The sequence below is a fragment of the Nonlabens marinus S1-08 genome, from assembly GCF_000831385.1.
Taxonomy (GTDB): Bacteria; Bacteroidota; Bacteroidia; order Flavobacteriales; family Flavobacteriaceae; genus Nonlabens; species Nonlabens marinus.
This window is the reverse complement of record NZ_AP014548.1, coordinates 849270-861880: the sequence shown is the minus strand read 5'-3', so window position 1 is coordinate 861880 and position 12611 is coordinate 849270. Positions and strand designations below refer to the sequence as shown.

The window sequence follows — 12611 nt, the reverse complement described above, 5'->3', positions numbered from 1 at the left end:
ATATAAAATAAACGTCATGGAAGCTATCGCATTGTCCAGTTTGATGTATCTAAACATTATGATGCTGCGGTATTGAGGTTGATTGTCTTATTGTATCTTTGTGCCATCTAATAAATAATCACATTATGATAACTGGTTTTATTTTAGGAATGTTCGGTGTGTGGCAAGTCGTCCTCATTGTTTTAGTGCTAGTTTTACTCTTCGGTGGTAAAAAGATACCTGAATTGATGCGTGGCCTAGGTGGTGGTATCAAGGAGTTTAAGGACGCCACTAAAGAAGATGCAGACGAGAAATCAAATAAAGGCATCGATTCCAGCAAATAATTTGCGGAATGATATCATTGAAAAAGCCCTTAGAAACTGTGTTTCTAAGGGCTTTTTTAAATTTCTACAATCAATTAGGGCTTGGCAAACTCAATGCTCTTGAGTATTGCTTCTAGCTCAAAAAGATAATTGCGCTGCTCCGCATTAGGTGCAGATACAAAACCTTCTATGATCAGCCAGTTGTTTTTCTCTTTGTTATATACCGCATAGTTGACAAATGGTCCTGCCATGAATTTATTTTTAGCCTCCCAGGTTCCCTTAGTTTCAAATGCAAATTTTCCATCAATCTCTGTCTCATTTACAAAAGGAGAAAACGCTGGTTCCGTTTGAAAGATTCCATCGTCAACAGGGATTTTCATTCCACCTACGGAGTCTCTTACGCGCACAATATCGTTGACAACGGCGCTATCACGAGTAATTTCTTTTAAAGGAACTTCATAGATCATGATATCCATCGTTCCCTCTACAATATCGCGTCGCAACCAGGTAAAGTCTGGATCTTCCACCTTAGCATATCTATAAGCGGTTGGAACGTTGATTTTAATACCAAATCTCTCTGTGATCTGATCTGTGTTCAGTTTTACTTTGCTTATCAATCGCTGCTTCTCTGCAACTTCGCTATCGTTGAAGACCGTAATGATCTCATCTGCATTCTCGCTTAGTACTCTAGAAATATCAGCTGCATTAGCGCCTCTGACAATTACCCCTAGCTGTGGTCTTGCATATTTGTCTTTTCTAATGGAAACACCTGCACTATCCGATCTTTGAATAAATAAATAGTTACGCGATTTTTTGAGCATTCCCTCAAAGGATTGTGGCTTCACCTGGTTCAAACTAAACATAGGCTCCTCTCGCACAATACCATCGATAGGTCTCGCTAGCACAGCTCTAATGCTGTCGCCTATTTGAGAGTCCCAACTCTCATTATCGATGACTACGAGAATGTCATTCAGGCGTCCCGCGCTATCATTAATGACAACAGATTTCTCATTACAAGAAACGAGAAGTATAGAAAATAATAGAAGGTAGAAAAGATGTTTCATAGAGTTATTGTAATACAAGAGTCATGCCTGGTTGCAAGGCCTTAGACTTATTAGGATTCAATTTTTTCAATTCATTAATGGTAAGTCCATGTTTTTTAGAAATTTCCCAAAGGCTATCGCCTGCGCGCACTTTATAGCTTTTGGCTTTTGAACTAGATACGATAGCTTCCCCTCGAGTCATGATTTTTAGTCGCTGACCTATTTTTATGTTGCTGCTGCGCAAGCCGTTCCATCGCTTGATTTGGCTTACGGTTACCCCATATTTTTCAGCAATTCTTCCTAAAAAGTCACCGCTGCGTACCCTGTAGGTAATGCTGGTTTGCGGCTTCAACAGCTCTGGATTAGGTTTTTCTATTTCGTCTTGTTCCGCTTTCGCGAAAGCGTAAATCTTTTCCTCATTACTAACAAAATCCATCAATTCCTTATAAGGAAGCCTCAAATACTGGGGTTTATCCTTCATCAACGGAATAATATCTAACTTATAGCTGGGATTGTGGAACTTAATAGTTTCTTCATCCAGATCTAGAGCTTTGGCTATATGAGTGAAGCTAATTTTGTTCTTAACCTGTACGGTATCTGTTGCTATCATAAGGCGTGGCGTGCGTTGCGGCTTGAAGCCATGCTCCTTAGCATAGGTGTATAAATACAGAATAGACTGAAATTGTGGTAAATAATCTGCCGTTTCTCTAGGGAGATATGGCCTCAAGTTCCAATAGTTCTTGCTACCACCACTGCGACGTATCGCTTTGTTCACATTTCCTGCTCCTGAGTTATAGGCTGCTAGCGCCAGGTCCCAATCGTCATACATGTCATACAACTTGTTGAGGTATTTACAGGCAGCAATGGTCGCTTTTATGGGGTCCATGCGCTCATCCACATAGGAATCAATCTCAAGCCCCATGGATCTACCTGTGGGCAACATGAATTGCCACAGTCCTGTAGCACCTACCCTACTTTTAATTCTAGGATCTAATGCGCTTTCTATAACGGCTAGATACTTCATCTCTAATGGGATGTCAAATCTGTCCAACTGCTCCTCAAACATTGGGAAATAGTAATCGCTCAAGGTCATGATGCGCTCTAAATTTACCCGTTTGTATCCTAGCTTTTTCTTTATAAGTTGCTCTAAGATAGGGTTGTAGTCAATCTGGAAAGGTGTGCTTTCATTGATGCGTTTCAATCTGGCTTTCAGGGTATCTGTAGACAGAGTTTGATCTAACATTAAGTCCTCATCATCCAGGTCATGGTCATCAAACATGTAGTCGAAACCATCGTGATTGTATAGTTGGTCTAAAAAGGACTGATCGTATGCATCCACTTCTGGATAACTGATCAACCCTAAACTATCACTTGCAGTTGCTGGAGCAATGATTAATTCTCCTTCCAGCATTTTTACTTGCAAAGTGTCTTTTTTTAAAGACTCTAAAGGTGCTTTTACTTGTGCTTGACTCGTGAAAGTGAAACAAATAATAATAAGCGAAATGCCTAATTTTAGTTTTCTCATGGCTGCTGTTTGATCAAGTTTCCTGCCACTCTTAACTGGCAATGGCTTTAATTCCTGGTAATGTTTTTCCTTCTAGCATTTCAAGCATAGCTCCACCACCTGTGGACACATAGCTTACTTTATCCTCAAAACCGAATTGCTTCACAGCACTTACAGAATCTCCACCACCAACTAAGGAAAATGCTCCTGTTGATGTAGCTTCTGCCACTGCATCGCCTAGTGCAATCGTTCCATGGGCAAAGGGTTCCATCTCAAAAACTCCTGCAGGTCCATTCCACAATATGGTCTTACATTTAAGAATCACCTCTGCAAACTTTTTTCTAGATTCTTCTCCTATGTCGAGACCCATCCAGCCGTCAGGAATGTTGTCAATAGGTGCTATGTCTCGTGTCGCATTTTCAGAAAATGAGTCTGCTGTTACGGAATCTACTGGTAAATGTATTTGAGTACCTAAGGATTGGGCTTTTTCAATCAGTTCTAAGGCTAATTCTTGCTTGTCATCTTCCACTAAAGAATCTCCTATATTTCCTCCTTGCGCTTTGATAAAGGTGTAAGCCATACCACCAGCGAGGATAAGGTGGTCTACTTTATCAAGAATATTTTCAATCACGGTGATCTTTGAGGATACTTTAGCACCTCCTAAGATAGCAACGACAGGCTTTTTAGGTGTTTCTAACACTTTGTTCAGACTCTCGATTTCACGCAGCATTAATTTTCCAAAAGCTTTCTTTTCAAAATATTGAGCAACCACTGTTGTAGAGGCGTGTGCTCTATGTGCCGTACCAAATGCGTCATTGATATACACATCGCCTAGGGCAGCCAGTTGTTTTGCAAAACCCTCGTCGCCAGCAGTTTCTTCTTTGTAAAATCGTAAATTTTCTAAAAGTAAAACTTCTCCAGGCTGCAAATTGTTGGATTTTTGCTCCACAGACTCTCCTACACAGTCATCAATAAACTGAATTTGAACACCTAAAATTTCTGAAGCGGTATCGACTACATGCTTTAAAGAGTATTTCTGTTCTTTTTCGCCATCTGGACGTCCCAAATGTGACATCAATACTACAGAACCTCCATGCTCTAAAACATGGATGATCGTATCTTTTGCAGCGCGAATTCTAGTGTCGTCTGTTACTTTTCTATTTTCATCCAGCGGCACGTTGAAGTCCACTCGTATAAGTGCTCTTTTCTTTTCAAATGATATTTGATCGATGTTCATAAAGTTCCTTTTTTATTGAATCACACAAATATAACCGTTATGGTACAACCTCTTAAGCAAGCCCATATATTTGCATTATGCTAGAGGATCAAATTGTAGGTTTAAACCATTTGAAGAAACATCTTCAAACCACCGTTTCCAATAATCGTATTGCCCATGCACAGTTATTTGTGGCGCCGTCTGGAAGTGGTGCTCTTGCTCTTGCACATTACTATGCTGCATTAATTTTAGCTCATGGGGATGGAAATCAAGATATGAAAAGGGTTGCGGAGCTTTCCCATCCAGATCTTCATTTTGCATTCCCTGTAGCCTCCACTCCACAATCCTCTACTAAACCAGTATCAGATGATTTTATTGCAGAATGGCGTCGTTTTATGCAATCACAACCTTATGGTGCGATGGAAGACTGGTACCAAGCTGCAGATATTGAAAAGAAGTCCTGCGAAATACGCGTGCACGAAGCAGCTGATATTTCTAGAAAGCTTAGTTTAAAGTCCTACGAAGGAGGCGCTAAGGTCTGTATTATCTGGGGTGCAGAGTTTATGAATACTGCAGCGTCAAATAAATTGCTGAAACTCATTGAAGAGCCGCCGACTGGCACCGTGCTCATTTTAATTACCGAGGATGAAAATCAGATTATAAATACCATTCGTTCTAGGTGCCAAGTCTTGCATATTCCTAAATTGTCCACAAGCGACATCGCACACTCTCTTATAAAGCAAGAGCAGGTAAGTAATCAAGAGGCTCAGTTTGCTGCTCGACAGTCCAATGGGAGTTATGGAAAAGCATTGAAGTTATTAAAAGATCAAACGGAAGATCAACAGTTTGAAGAATGGTTTGTAAGCTGGGTAAGAGCTGCTTTTAGTGCAAAGGGAAAGCCAAGTGCCATAAATATGTTACTTCAGTGGGCGGAAACCATAGCGGGAACGAATCGAGAGGTTCAAAAGCGATTTCTTTTGTACGCGCTAGAGTTTTTTAGACAAGCTATGTTGACCAATTATAAAGCAGACAGCGCTGTTTATTTTAAAACCAGCTCTGATTTTGATATTTCTAAATTTGCACCATTTGTGGATGGACACCGGTTGTTTGATATCACTACGATTCTGGAAACCGCACTGATGCATATCGACCGTAATGCCAACTCTAAGATCGTTTTTACCGATCTAAGCATCAGCATGACCAAGATTTTGCATAAAAACCCTTAGATATCGATAAAATGCTCTGCAATCAGCTTTAATTCAGTCTATTCCATTAAAGCTTCCTATACTTGCCATTCTAAATTCAAATTCATGAGTCTTACTGATGCTGGTCCAGTAATTATCTTATCCTTTTTATTGATTACTTATCTCATTTCTGCATATGAGAAAATCAATGACTGGAAAGGATCGTTGACATTTTATCGGAAAATGTATGAAGGCACCTTTTTAGCGATAGGAATTACACCCGCTATTATTTTAATCTCAGGGTTGGAAATTGTGGTTAGCACTTTGGCCGGATTGAGTATATGGGATATTGTGATGAATCAAGATTATGAGCTCGCCGTTTATGCCTTTATCTCCTCCAGTGTTTTATTTGCTATTTTACTCTTTGGTCTACGCATCGCAAAAGATTATCCTGGCTCTGCTAGAATTGCAGTTTACTTTTTAGTGTCTGTATTGGGCTTATTCTGGACACAATCAGGCATTCCTATCGAATATTAAAAATCAATAATATTTCGCTATAGTTTTCTAGTTTGTTAGAGCTTATTTCAGGCGTAAACAGAGTTTACCCAAGGATTACCTATTGATAATGACAAAATGGTCTCAAATCGCTTTTAATTGTGTTTTTTGAGAATATAAATGCGTGAAGAAGGTTGTGAAGTGAAAATGGCATAGATATTAGAGACCAAACCAAGCCCCATACCTAAAACAGTAGGAATCGGCCATTTTTTGTAGCGACACGATAAAATGGATACATAAAAACTGTCCAGCCACATAGGCCTCGTTTTTATAAGTTCGAAGTGATCTTTAACTAGATTGCGAACTCCTTGCTCTTCAAAATGAAATAGGTGTCTTGGCACATCGTATCCAGCCCAGAACCTTTTAAAGAATTGCGCGTCCCAAGATTTGTAATTAGGTAACGCAATTATCAAGACTCCATCTTCTACTAACATTTTGTGTAAGTCTTGTAGAATGCTTTCAGGATTTGGAATATGTTCCAGTACATGAAACATTTGAATGACCTGATAATAATTCGATTTACTAGTAGGAAGGTGATCCAATAAATTCACTCCTTTGCGATAGGCTACATCTCTTGCAAGTTTACTAGGTTCATAACCTTGAGCGTCTAAATGATGTTCTTTTAAATATCGAACTAACTCTCCATTTCCAGCACCTACATCCAAAATACTTCCATCGTCTGCATAAGTAGATATGAGTTTGTATTTTGACTTGATGTTCCACTTTCGCGCTAAGCGATACAGTCGAGCAAAAATTGATGGGTCGGAATCATCATGAGATAGGTAATCTGTCGTTTCATAATACGGTGACAAATCCTCAGGTTGAGGTATTGTTTTTAAGACACCAGGAACAGAAGTTTTATGAATTGTAAAGTTTTCCTGAGTTAGGAAAAAGTCTTTAGTTTCAATAAATAAATCAGATTCTTTTATCATTGTTCCACGTGAAACTATCGGCCCATATGTACTAATAGAACAGAAATATCGCTAGGGTTAACACCAGAAATACGACTCGCCTGAGAAATTGTAACCGGCTGTACCGCCTTTAGTTTTTGTCGAGCTTCAATAGAAATAGATTGAATGTGACTGAAATCAAAGTTGGGCGGGATCTTTATATCCTCTAACCTATTTAATTTATCGGCATTGTCTTTTTCTTTTTCTATATACCCAGAATACTTCACTTGAACCTCTACTTGTTCTAGAATATCTTCATCTAGATTCTGTTTATGGATGTATTTTTCCACTTCATCAAAGCGTCTAATATCTTCAAGATCTAATTGAGGGCGAGAAAAAACCTTAAAGAATTTGTCATTTTGAATTACTGCGGCAGATTTCTTTTCCTCCAGTAAAACATTCATTTCCTTATAGTCAAAACTAGTATTTCTCAAAAACTGGAGCATCTTGTCCGTCTCTTCTTGTTTGCGTTCTACTTTTTTTAGACGATCCTCGCCAACCATCCCCAGATCATACGCTACCGAAGTAAGTCTTAAATCGGCATTATCTTGACGAAGTAAGGTTCGATACTCTGCTCTAGAGGTAAACATGCGATAAGGCTCCTCAGTTCCTTTAGTAATCAAATCATCAATCAGCACCCCAATATAGGCATCATCCCTACGCAATATAAAGGCCTCCGCTTCTCTAATTTTACGAACTGCATTGATACCTGCCATCAATCCTTGGGAAGCAGCTTCTTCATAACCGGTAGTCCCGTTAATCTGTCCTGCGAAATATAAATTTTCAACCAATTTAGTCTCCAAAGTGTGTTTAAGTTGAGTAGGTGGGAAATAATCATATTCTATCGCATAACCCGGCCTAAAGAACTTCACTTTTTCGAAACCAACTACAGAACGTAGCGCTTTGAATTGAACATCTTCAGGCAAACTTGTGCTAAACCCATTTACATAAACCTCGACCGTATCCCAGCCTTCTGGCTCAATAAACATTTGGTGACGGTCTTTGTCAGCAAAACGGTCGATCTTATCCTCAATCGACGGGCAATATCTAGGACCAATAGATTGAATCCTGCCATTGAACATTGGGCTGCGATCAAAGCCTTCTCTTAATAAATCGTGAACCAAAGGACTCGTATAAGTCATATGACAATCTCGCTGTCGCGAAAGCTTGCTAGAACGATCTGTATAGCTAAATTTAGAGACCTCGATATCTCCAGGTTGAACTGACATTTTAGAATAATCTAAGGATCGGCCGTCGACGCGTGGAGGTGTTCCTGTTTTCATTCGGCCGGCTTCAAAACCTAAATCGATGAGTTGTTCTGTAATGCCTGTGCTATTTCGTTCCCCTGCTCTACCGCCTCCAAATTGCTTCTCTCCTATATGAATCAATCCATTTAAGAAAGTACCGTTAGTGAGGACAACAGATTTTGCTCTAATCGTAAGTCCTAAAGATGTTTTGACACCCGTGACTTTTCCGTTTTCTACGACAAGTCCAGAAACCATTTCTTGATAAAAATCAAGGGTTGGGATGGCTTCCAATTGCAACCTCCACTCTTCTGCAAATCGCATGCGATCGTTTTGAGTTCTTGGGGACCACATCGCAGGACCTTTAGATTTATTCAGCATCTTGAATTGGATCGCGCTTTTATCACTTACGATTCCACTCAAGCCGCCTAATGCATCTATCTCTCTAACAATTTGCCCCTTTGCAATTCCTCCCATGGCAGGATTACAAGACATTTGCCCGATCGTAGCTAGATTCATTGTTACCAATAGCGTAGACGCACCCATTTGTGCGGCGGAGGCTGATGCCTCGCTGCCCGCATGACCTGCTCCAACTACTATAACATCGTACTCTTCTAAAAACATAACTTAATGTTTCACGTGAAACAATTCAATGGCTTTATCCTCCATCGTTCGCATCACTGATTTTTCTTCCGCATCGTGATCGCCAAATCCAATCATGTGTAATACCCCATGAGCCATTACCCGTTTTAACTCTTCTACAAAACTAATTTGATATTCATCTGCATTGGCTTTCACCCTATCAACACTGATGTAAATTTCACCCTCCAACAAATCTTGAGAGCCGTAGTCAAAGGTGATAATATCAGTGTAAGTATCATGACTCAGGTGTTTTTGATTCATCTCTAGTACATATTCATCATCACAAAAGACGAACCCTACATTTACGATCGTGGCATCATGAGAATCTGCTACAGACCTCAACCAAGATATGTAGTTTACATGGTCCTGTAACTCAAAATTTGTCTGGTATGCAAAATCAATCATTAGTCTTAAAGTATTCCTTTACCTTGCTGCGGTATTGCGGCTGCAAAGGTAATACTTGTCGATTGAGAATCTCCTTATTGTTGAAATAACGTTCCAGCACCTTAGGATCGTAGCCTAAGGGATTTACAAACAGTTTTTCATTTGATATCGACTGACGTTGCTCCGCTTCCCCTTGCTCTAAATTGGCGTCTTTAAGCTGCATCAAGTCATGGATGATTTCTGTCATTTGATTTCGGACTTCCCTATTGAAACCTTCATCTAAAAGCTTGCGCTCGACGCCTTTCATTTCATCTGTGATCTTGTCTACCTTTTGCTGCAAACCTTCCTTGATTATCATGTTCTCCAGTTTATCCCTCAACTGTTGTTGTTCCTTATAGATAACATAGATGCGTTTGCTCTCTTCTTCGCTTTCGCGATAGGACTGTTTTTCACCATCCTTCCCTTCACCTGTGCCGTTACCGTTTTCAGATTTCGAGTTGTTATTTCCATCACCACTAGAAGATGATCCTTTGCTAGCAGGCTTATCTCCTTGCCCTTCTCGACCATTTTCACCAGATTTTCCATTCTCTCCTTGCGAACCCTGCTGGCCAGACTGTCCTGGTTTATTTCCTTTTTGACCATCCTTACCTTCACCGTCATCTCCTTTGCCGTCCTTACCTTTGCCCTCTTTGAGGCTTTCTTGCTGTTTAATAATATTAGGCAATTGGAAGCCTGCACCTTGTCCTGACTTATTTGGTTTGCCTGAAGCACTTGGGTTGTTGGCGGCATCGAGCAAATCACTAAGTATTACTGCCAATTGGTTTGCTCCATTCAATGCAAATTGCTGGGATATCTGTCCGCGGTTTAAATCCAACTCTGCAATCTGTTCCAGGGATTTCTCCATGTTGTAATAAACCTCTAACACCTGTTCGTTGACGTCTTTTCCTATCTCTACATTTCTTGAAGACAAGGCAAATAAACTGTCATCCACGTGTTTGAAAGCAGATTCCAGATCTTTTTGAACCTTAAGGCTTTTACTCAAATTAGGACTGTTGCGGTTCATGCTTTTCACCGTTCCCAAAACCTCCTCCTGGCGTTCTGAAAAAAGAACTAGGTTATCCAGTATCTGGCGTAACATTTCCAAATCTTCTTCCATTGCCTCACCCTCCATCGCGGCCATGTCTTGTTGCATACTCGCTGCTTGCTGTTTCATTTTTTGAGCTGCATTCTTTTGCTGAACTTGTGCCGCTTTAGCAGCTTGTTTTTTTAGGTTCTCACTGGCCTTTTGCTGTTCTGACTTGATCTCGTCTGATTCTTGCGGGTCAAACTCAAGATCCATCGCGTCCTTCAATGCATTATTCTCCTTTTCCAATTCTCTCAGCTCTTGCTCCCATTTTTTGTATTCCTCATTCAAGGTTTTTTGATCCTGCTCTTGATTTGCTGCACCTTCTTTTTTCGATTGCTGCTCTTGTTTTTCTGCAAGTTCTGTCAGCTTCTTTGATAGTTGCTCAAACTTTTGGCTGACATAATAACGCTTTGTTAATTCAAGTAATTGCTCCAAGCTACGCTGTTGCTGTTTTGTGTTCTTTTGAGTCTTCTCTAGTTGCTCTTGCAGCTCTTCTTTAGAAATCTTGTCTTGGTACTCTTCTAACTTCTTAAGCAACTCTTCGTTTTTCTTAGACTGCTCTGCAGTTTCCTTTAACCGCTCTTGTAATTTCTTTTGTTGCTCGTCCTGCTGCTGATTCGATTTATCTAACTGATTTTCGAGTTTATTAATCTCTTTACGGATTTGCTGCTCTTGCTTTTGCTGATTCTTTAAAGCTTGGTCTAATTTCTTCTTGTCGTTGAAACTTCTAGAATCCTTTTCCATTTGATCCCGGGAAAGCTCCTTAATCTCGCTCTGCTGTTCCTTTTGTTCCTTCAATGCTTTTTCAAGATTAGATAGGGATTCTTTTTGCTGTTGCAATTTCAGTTCTTGTTCCTTGTCCGCTGTGGGTTTGTTGTAAGTAAATACTTCAGACTTGACCGATTTGAAATTGTGAATTACATCATTGTCTGTGGCTTCAAAATACAAGCTATAGGTATTGCCGGCTTCTAACTGTAGGTTGCCTGGAAATTGCTGCAAAAACTGTTCGAAAGTACCTCCGCTTATTGGTATAGCAACACTAGTAACTTTTAGTGGGTCAGCATCCTTGTAATACACCATTTGAAGTCGTTTTAATCCATAATCATCAGCGGCCTGCCCTTTGAAATACATGGTTCGCTCATCTAGCGAATCGCGTTTCATTTCTAATGATAATTCTGGATACTCATCAACAATAACGTCAATCGTAAAGTCTAGCTTTTCATAATCTCTAACGTTTTGATTGGAAGTAGTTATCGTGTAAGGTGTTTTCTGGGTAAACGCTTTCGCGAAAGCGAACTTACCATCCAGCTCATTAAAATTATAATTTTGTTGCTCTGTACGGAATTGGACTAAATCCGTCTGCGCCGCATCCACGTTCCAAGTAATTTTTGTCCCCTGTGGAACTAGAGCGTTTCCCGTACTTTTCAAAACTTCATCTTTTTTTCCTGTGTAAGCAGGATAATCCAGCGCCAACTCAAAACTGCGCATCACTGGTACAGCATCTATCTGCAGGGTGTAATCGATACTGCGCACGTCGTTTGCTGCTAGATAGAATGAGGTGTTCTCCGTTGGACGGTCAAATTTGAAGGTGTAATTCCCAGGATTAAGCTGTGTTAGGAAGTACTGCTGGCCGTTGTAATGAATGGATGCATTTTCAGGCAGCTTCGTTCCTGTTACCTTAACTTGAAGTTCAAAACTTTGATTTTGGAGGGCGTTCAGATGAGCATTTGTAACTTCAAAATTGAAAGGCGCTGGTGGTAGGTATTCATTTTGATAATCTGCAACGCGCGACGCACTGGAAGTAATGACATCGTTATTACCTGTAAATAGCAAGGCTGCGATGATCACCACAGGTAGCGCCAAGTATTTCAAATAATGTCTGTTCTTGTTAAAATCTATAGCAAGGCTGAAAGGAATAGGTTTGAGCTCTTCGCTCTTTTGATTGATACTCGCCCAGGTCAGCTCATCATCGCCACCGTTTGCCTGAAGCTGAAGTACGTTCACTAACTTATCAGAAACTTCTGGAAAGTGTGTTCCTATCATCTCACTCGCATCCCTAAAGTCAATACCAGAAAATAGCTTTACCAATCGGGCAATGGGAATTGCGATGAACTTGATGAGAAGCGCTGCTTCGACGGCTATAAAGGACCAAAACAGAATTGTGCGACCTACTTTATTGAGCCAGAAGAAATACTCGATAGCTGCAACTAAAATAAAATACAGCAACCCCATGGCTAAAAACAAAATCACGCCACGTATCAACTCATTCACGTAATATTTACGGATGAATTTGTTGAGTTTAGATTGTATGATTTGAAAGTTGGTCATCCAATGGGTTTAGCACGACAGAAGCATCAAACAAGTATAAGTTTTAAATAAGACATAATCAACTGACAAGGAGTATGTTTAAATATTGAAATTGAAACGATTAGATCTCATAATTTAGATGAACAAGCTTGAT

General features: G+C 40.0%; 10 protein-coding genes. 3 read left to right on the top strand and 7 right to left on the bottom strand.

All coding sequences use genetic code 11. The features are described 5' to 3' along the window. The first annotated feature begins 125 nt into the window (after nt 1–125). Nucleotides 126–323 (top strand): twin-arginine translocase TatA/TatE family subunit, encoded by a 198-nt coding sequence (gene tatA / locus NMS_RS04100; protein ID WP_041495551.1) that lies wholly within the window; start codon nt 126–128, stop codon nt 321–323. Between the two features lie 74 nt (nt 324–397). Here the strand turns inward: tatA and NMS_RS04095 are convergent, their stop codons facing one another. The 3 genes from NMS_RS04095 to NMS_RS04085 are packed head-to-tail and all read right to left on the bottom strand — an operon-like array spanning nt 398 to nt 4086. Continuing rightward, entirely contained in the window at nt 398–1366 is a 969-nt protein-coding gene (locus tag NMS_RS04095; protein WP_041495550.1) for a DUF4837 family protein, read from the bottom strand. Nucleotides 1367–1370: 4 nt separating this feature from the next. Continuing rightward, a complete protein-coding gene (locus NMS_RS04090; protein WP_084217735.1) occupies nt 1371–2870 on the bottom strand; it encodes a LysM peptidoglycan-binding domain-containing protein in 1500 nt (499 codons plus the stop codon). A gap of 31 nt (nt 2871–2901) precedes the next feature. Next, on the bottom strand, nt 2902–4086 hold the full coding sequence (locus tag NMS_RS04085) for a phosphoglycerate kinase (protein WP_041495548.1): 1185 nt from the start codon (nt 4084–4086) through the stop codon (nt 2902–2904). Between the two features lie 77 nt (nt 4087–4163). On the opposite strand from NMS_RS04085, the gene NMS_RS04080 reads away from it, so the two are divergent. Then, nucleotides 4164–5291, top strand: coding sequence for a DNA polymerase III subunit (locus NMS_RS04080; RefSeq protein ID WP_041495547.1), 1128 nt, complete (start codon nt 4164–4166; stop codon nt 5289–5291). An 84-nt stretch (nt 5292–5375) separates the two neighbouring features. Then, nucleotides 5376–5786 (top strand): hypothetical protein, encoded by a 411-nt coding sequence (locus tag NMS_RS04075; RefSeq protein ID WP_041495546.1) that lies wholly within the window; start codon nt 5376–5378, stop codon nt 5784–5786. 113 nt (nt 5787–5899) lie between these two features. Here NMS_RS04075 and NMS_RS04070 read toward each other — a convergent pair whose 3' ends face one another. Genes NMS_RS04070 through NMS_RS04055 form a run of 4 tightly spaced genes read right to left on the bottom strand, consistent with a single transcriptional unit; the run spans nt 5900 to nt 12478 of the window. Continuing rightward, a complete protein-coding gene (locus NMS_RS04070) occupies nt 5900–6736 on the bottom strand; it encodes a class I SAM-dependent methyltransferase (RefSeq protein ID WP_041495545.1) in 837 nt (278 codons plus the stop codon). Nucleotides 6737–6750: 14 nt separating this feature from the next. Then, nucleotides 6751–8622, bottom strand: coding sequence for a tRNA uridine-5-carboxymethylaminomethyl(34) synthesis enzyme MnmG (mnmG, locus tag NMS_RS04065; RefSeq protein ID WP_041495543.1), 1872 nt, complete (start codon nt 8620–8622; stop codon nt 6751–6753). Nucleotides 8623–8625: 3 nt separating this feature from the next. Next, nucleotides 8626–9045 carry an rRNA maturation RNase YbeY gene (gene ybeY / locus NMS_RS04060; protein WP_041495542.1) on the bottom strand — a complete coding sequence of 140 codons (420 nt, stop codon included), beginning with the start codon at nt 9043–9045 and terminating at the stop codon, nt 8626–8628. Continuing rightward, the gene (locus NMS_RS04055; protein ID WP_041495541.1) at nt 9038–12478 is read right to left on the bottom strand and encodes a DUF4175 family protein; all 3441 of its coding nucleotides are present in this window, start codon (nt 12476–12478) and stop codon (nt 9038–9040) included. Before NMS_RS04055 ends, ybeY begins: the two co-directional genes overlap by 8 nt. Nucleotides 12479–12611: the final 133 nt, after the last annotated feature.

What these genes read in the sequence shown, in the direction of transcription:
- tatA (WP_041495551.1), top strand. Translation starts at nt 126, where the DNA reads ATGATAACTGGTTTTATTTTAGGAATGTTCGGTGTGTGGCAAGTCGTC.
- NMS_RS04095 (WP_041495550.1), bottom strand. Translation starts at nt 1,366, where the DNA reads ATGAAACATCTTTTCTACCTTCTATTATTTTCTATACTTCTCGTTTCT.
- NMS_RS04090 (WP_084217735.1), bottom strand. Translation starts at nt 2,870, where the DNA reads ATGAGAAAACTAAAATTAGGCATTTCGCTTATTATTATTTGTTTCACT.
- NMS_RS04085 (WP_041495548.1), bottom strand. Translation starts at nt 4,086, where the DNA reads ATGAACATCGATCAAATATCATTTGAAAAGAAAAGAGCACTTATACGA.
- NMS_RS04080 (WP_041495547.1), top strand. Translation starts at nt 4,164, where the DNA reads ATGCTAGAGGATCAAATTGTAGGTTTAAACCATTTGAAGAAACATCTT.
- NMS_RS04075 (WP_041495546.1), top strand. Translation starts at nt 5,376, where the DNA reads ATGAGTCTTACTGATGCTGGTCCAGTAATTATCTTATCCTTTTTATTG.
- NMS_RS04070 (WP_041495545.1), bottom strand. Translation starts at nt 6,736, where the DNA reads ATGATAAAAGAATCTGATTTATTTATTGAAACTAAAGACTTTTTCCTA.
- mnmG (WP_041495543.1), bottom strand. Translation starts at nt 8,622, where the DNA reads ATGTTTTTAGAAGAGTACGATGTTATAGTAGTTGGAGCAGGTCATGCG.
- ybeY (WP_041495542.1), bottom strand. Translation starts at nt 9,045, where the DNA reads ATGATTGATTTTGCATACCAGACAAATTTTGAGTTACAGGACCATGTA.
- NMS_RS04055 (WP_041495541.1), bottom strand. Translation starts at nt 12,478, where the DNA reads ATGACCAACTTTCAAATCATACAATCTAAACTCAACAAATTCATCCGT.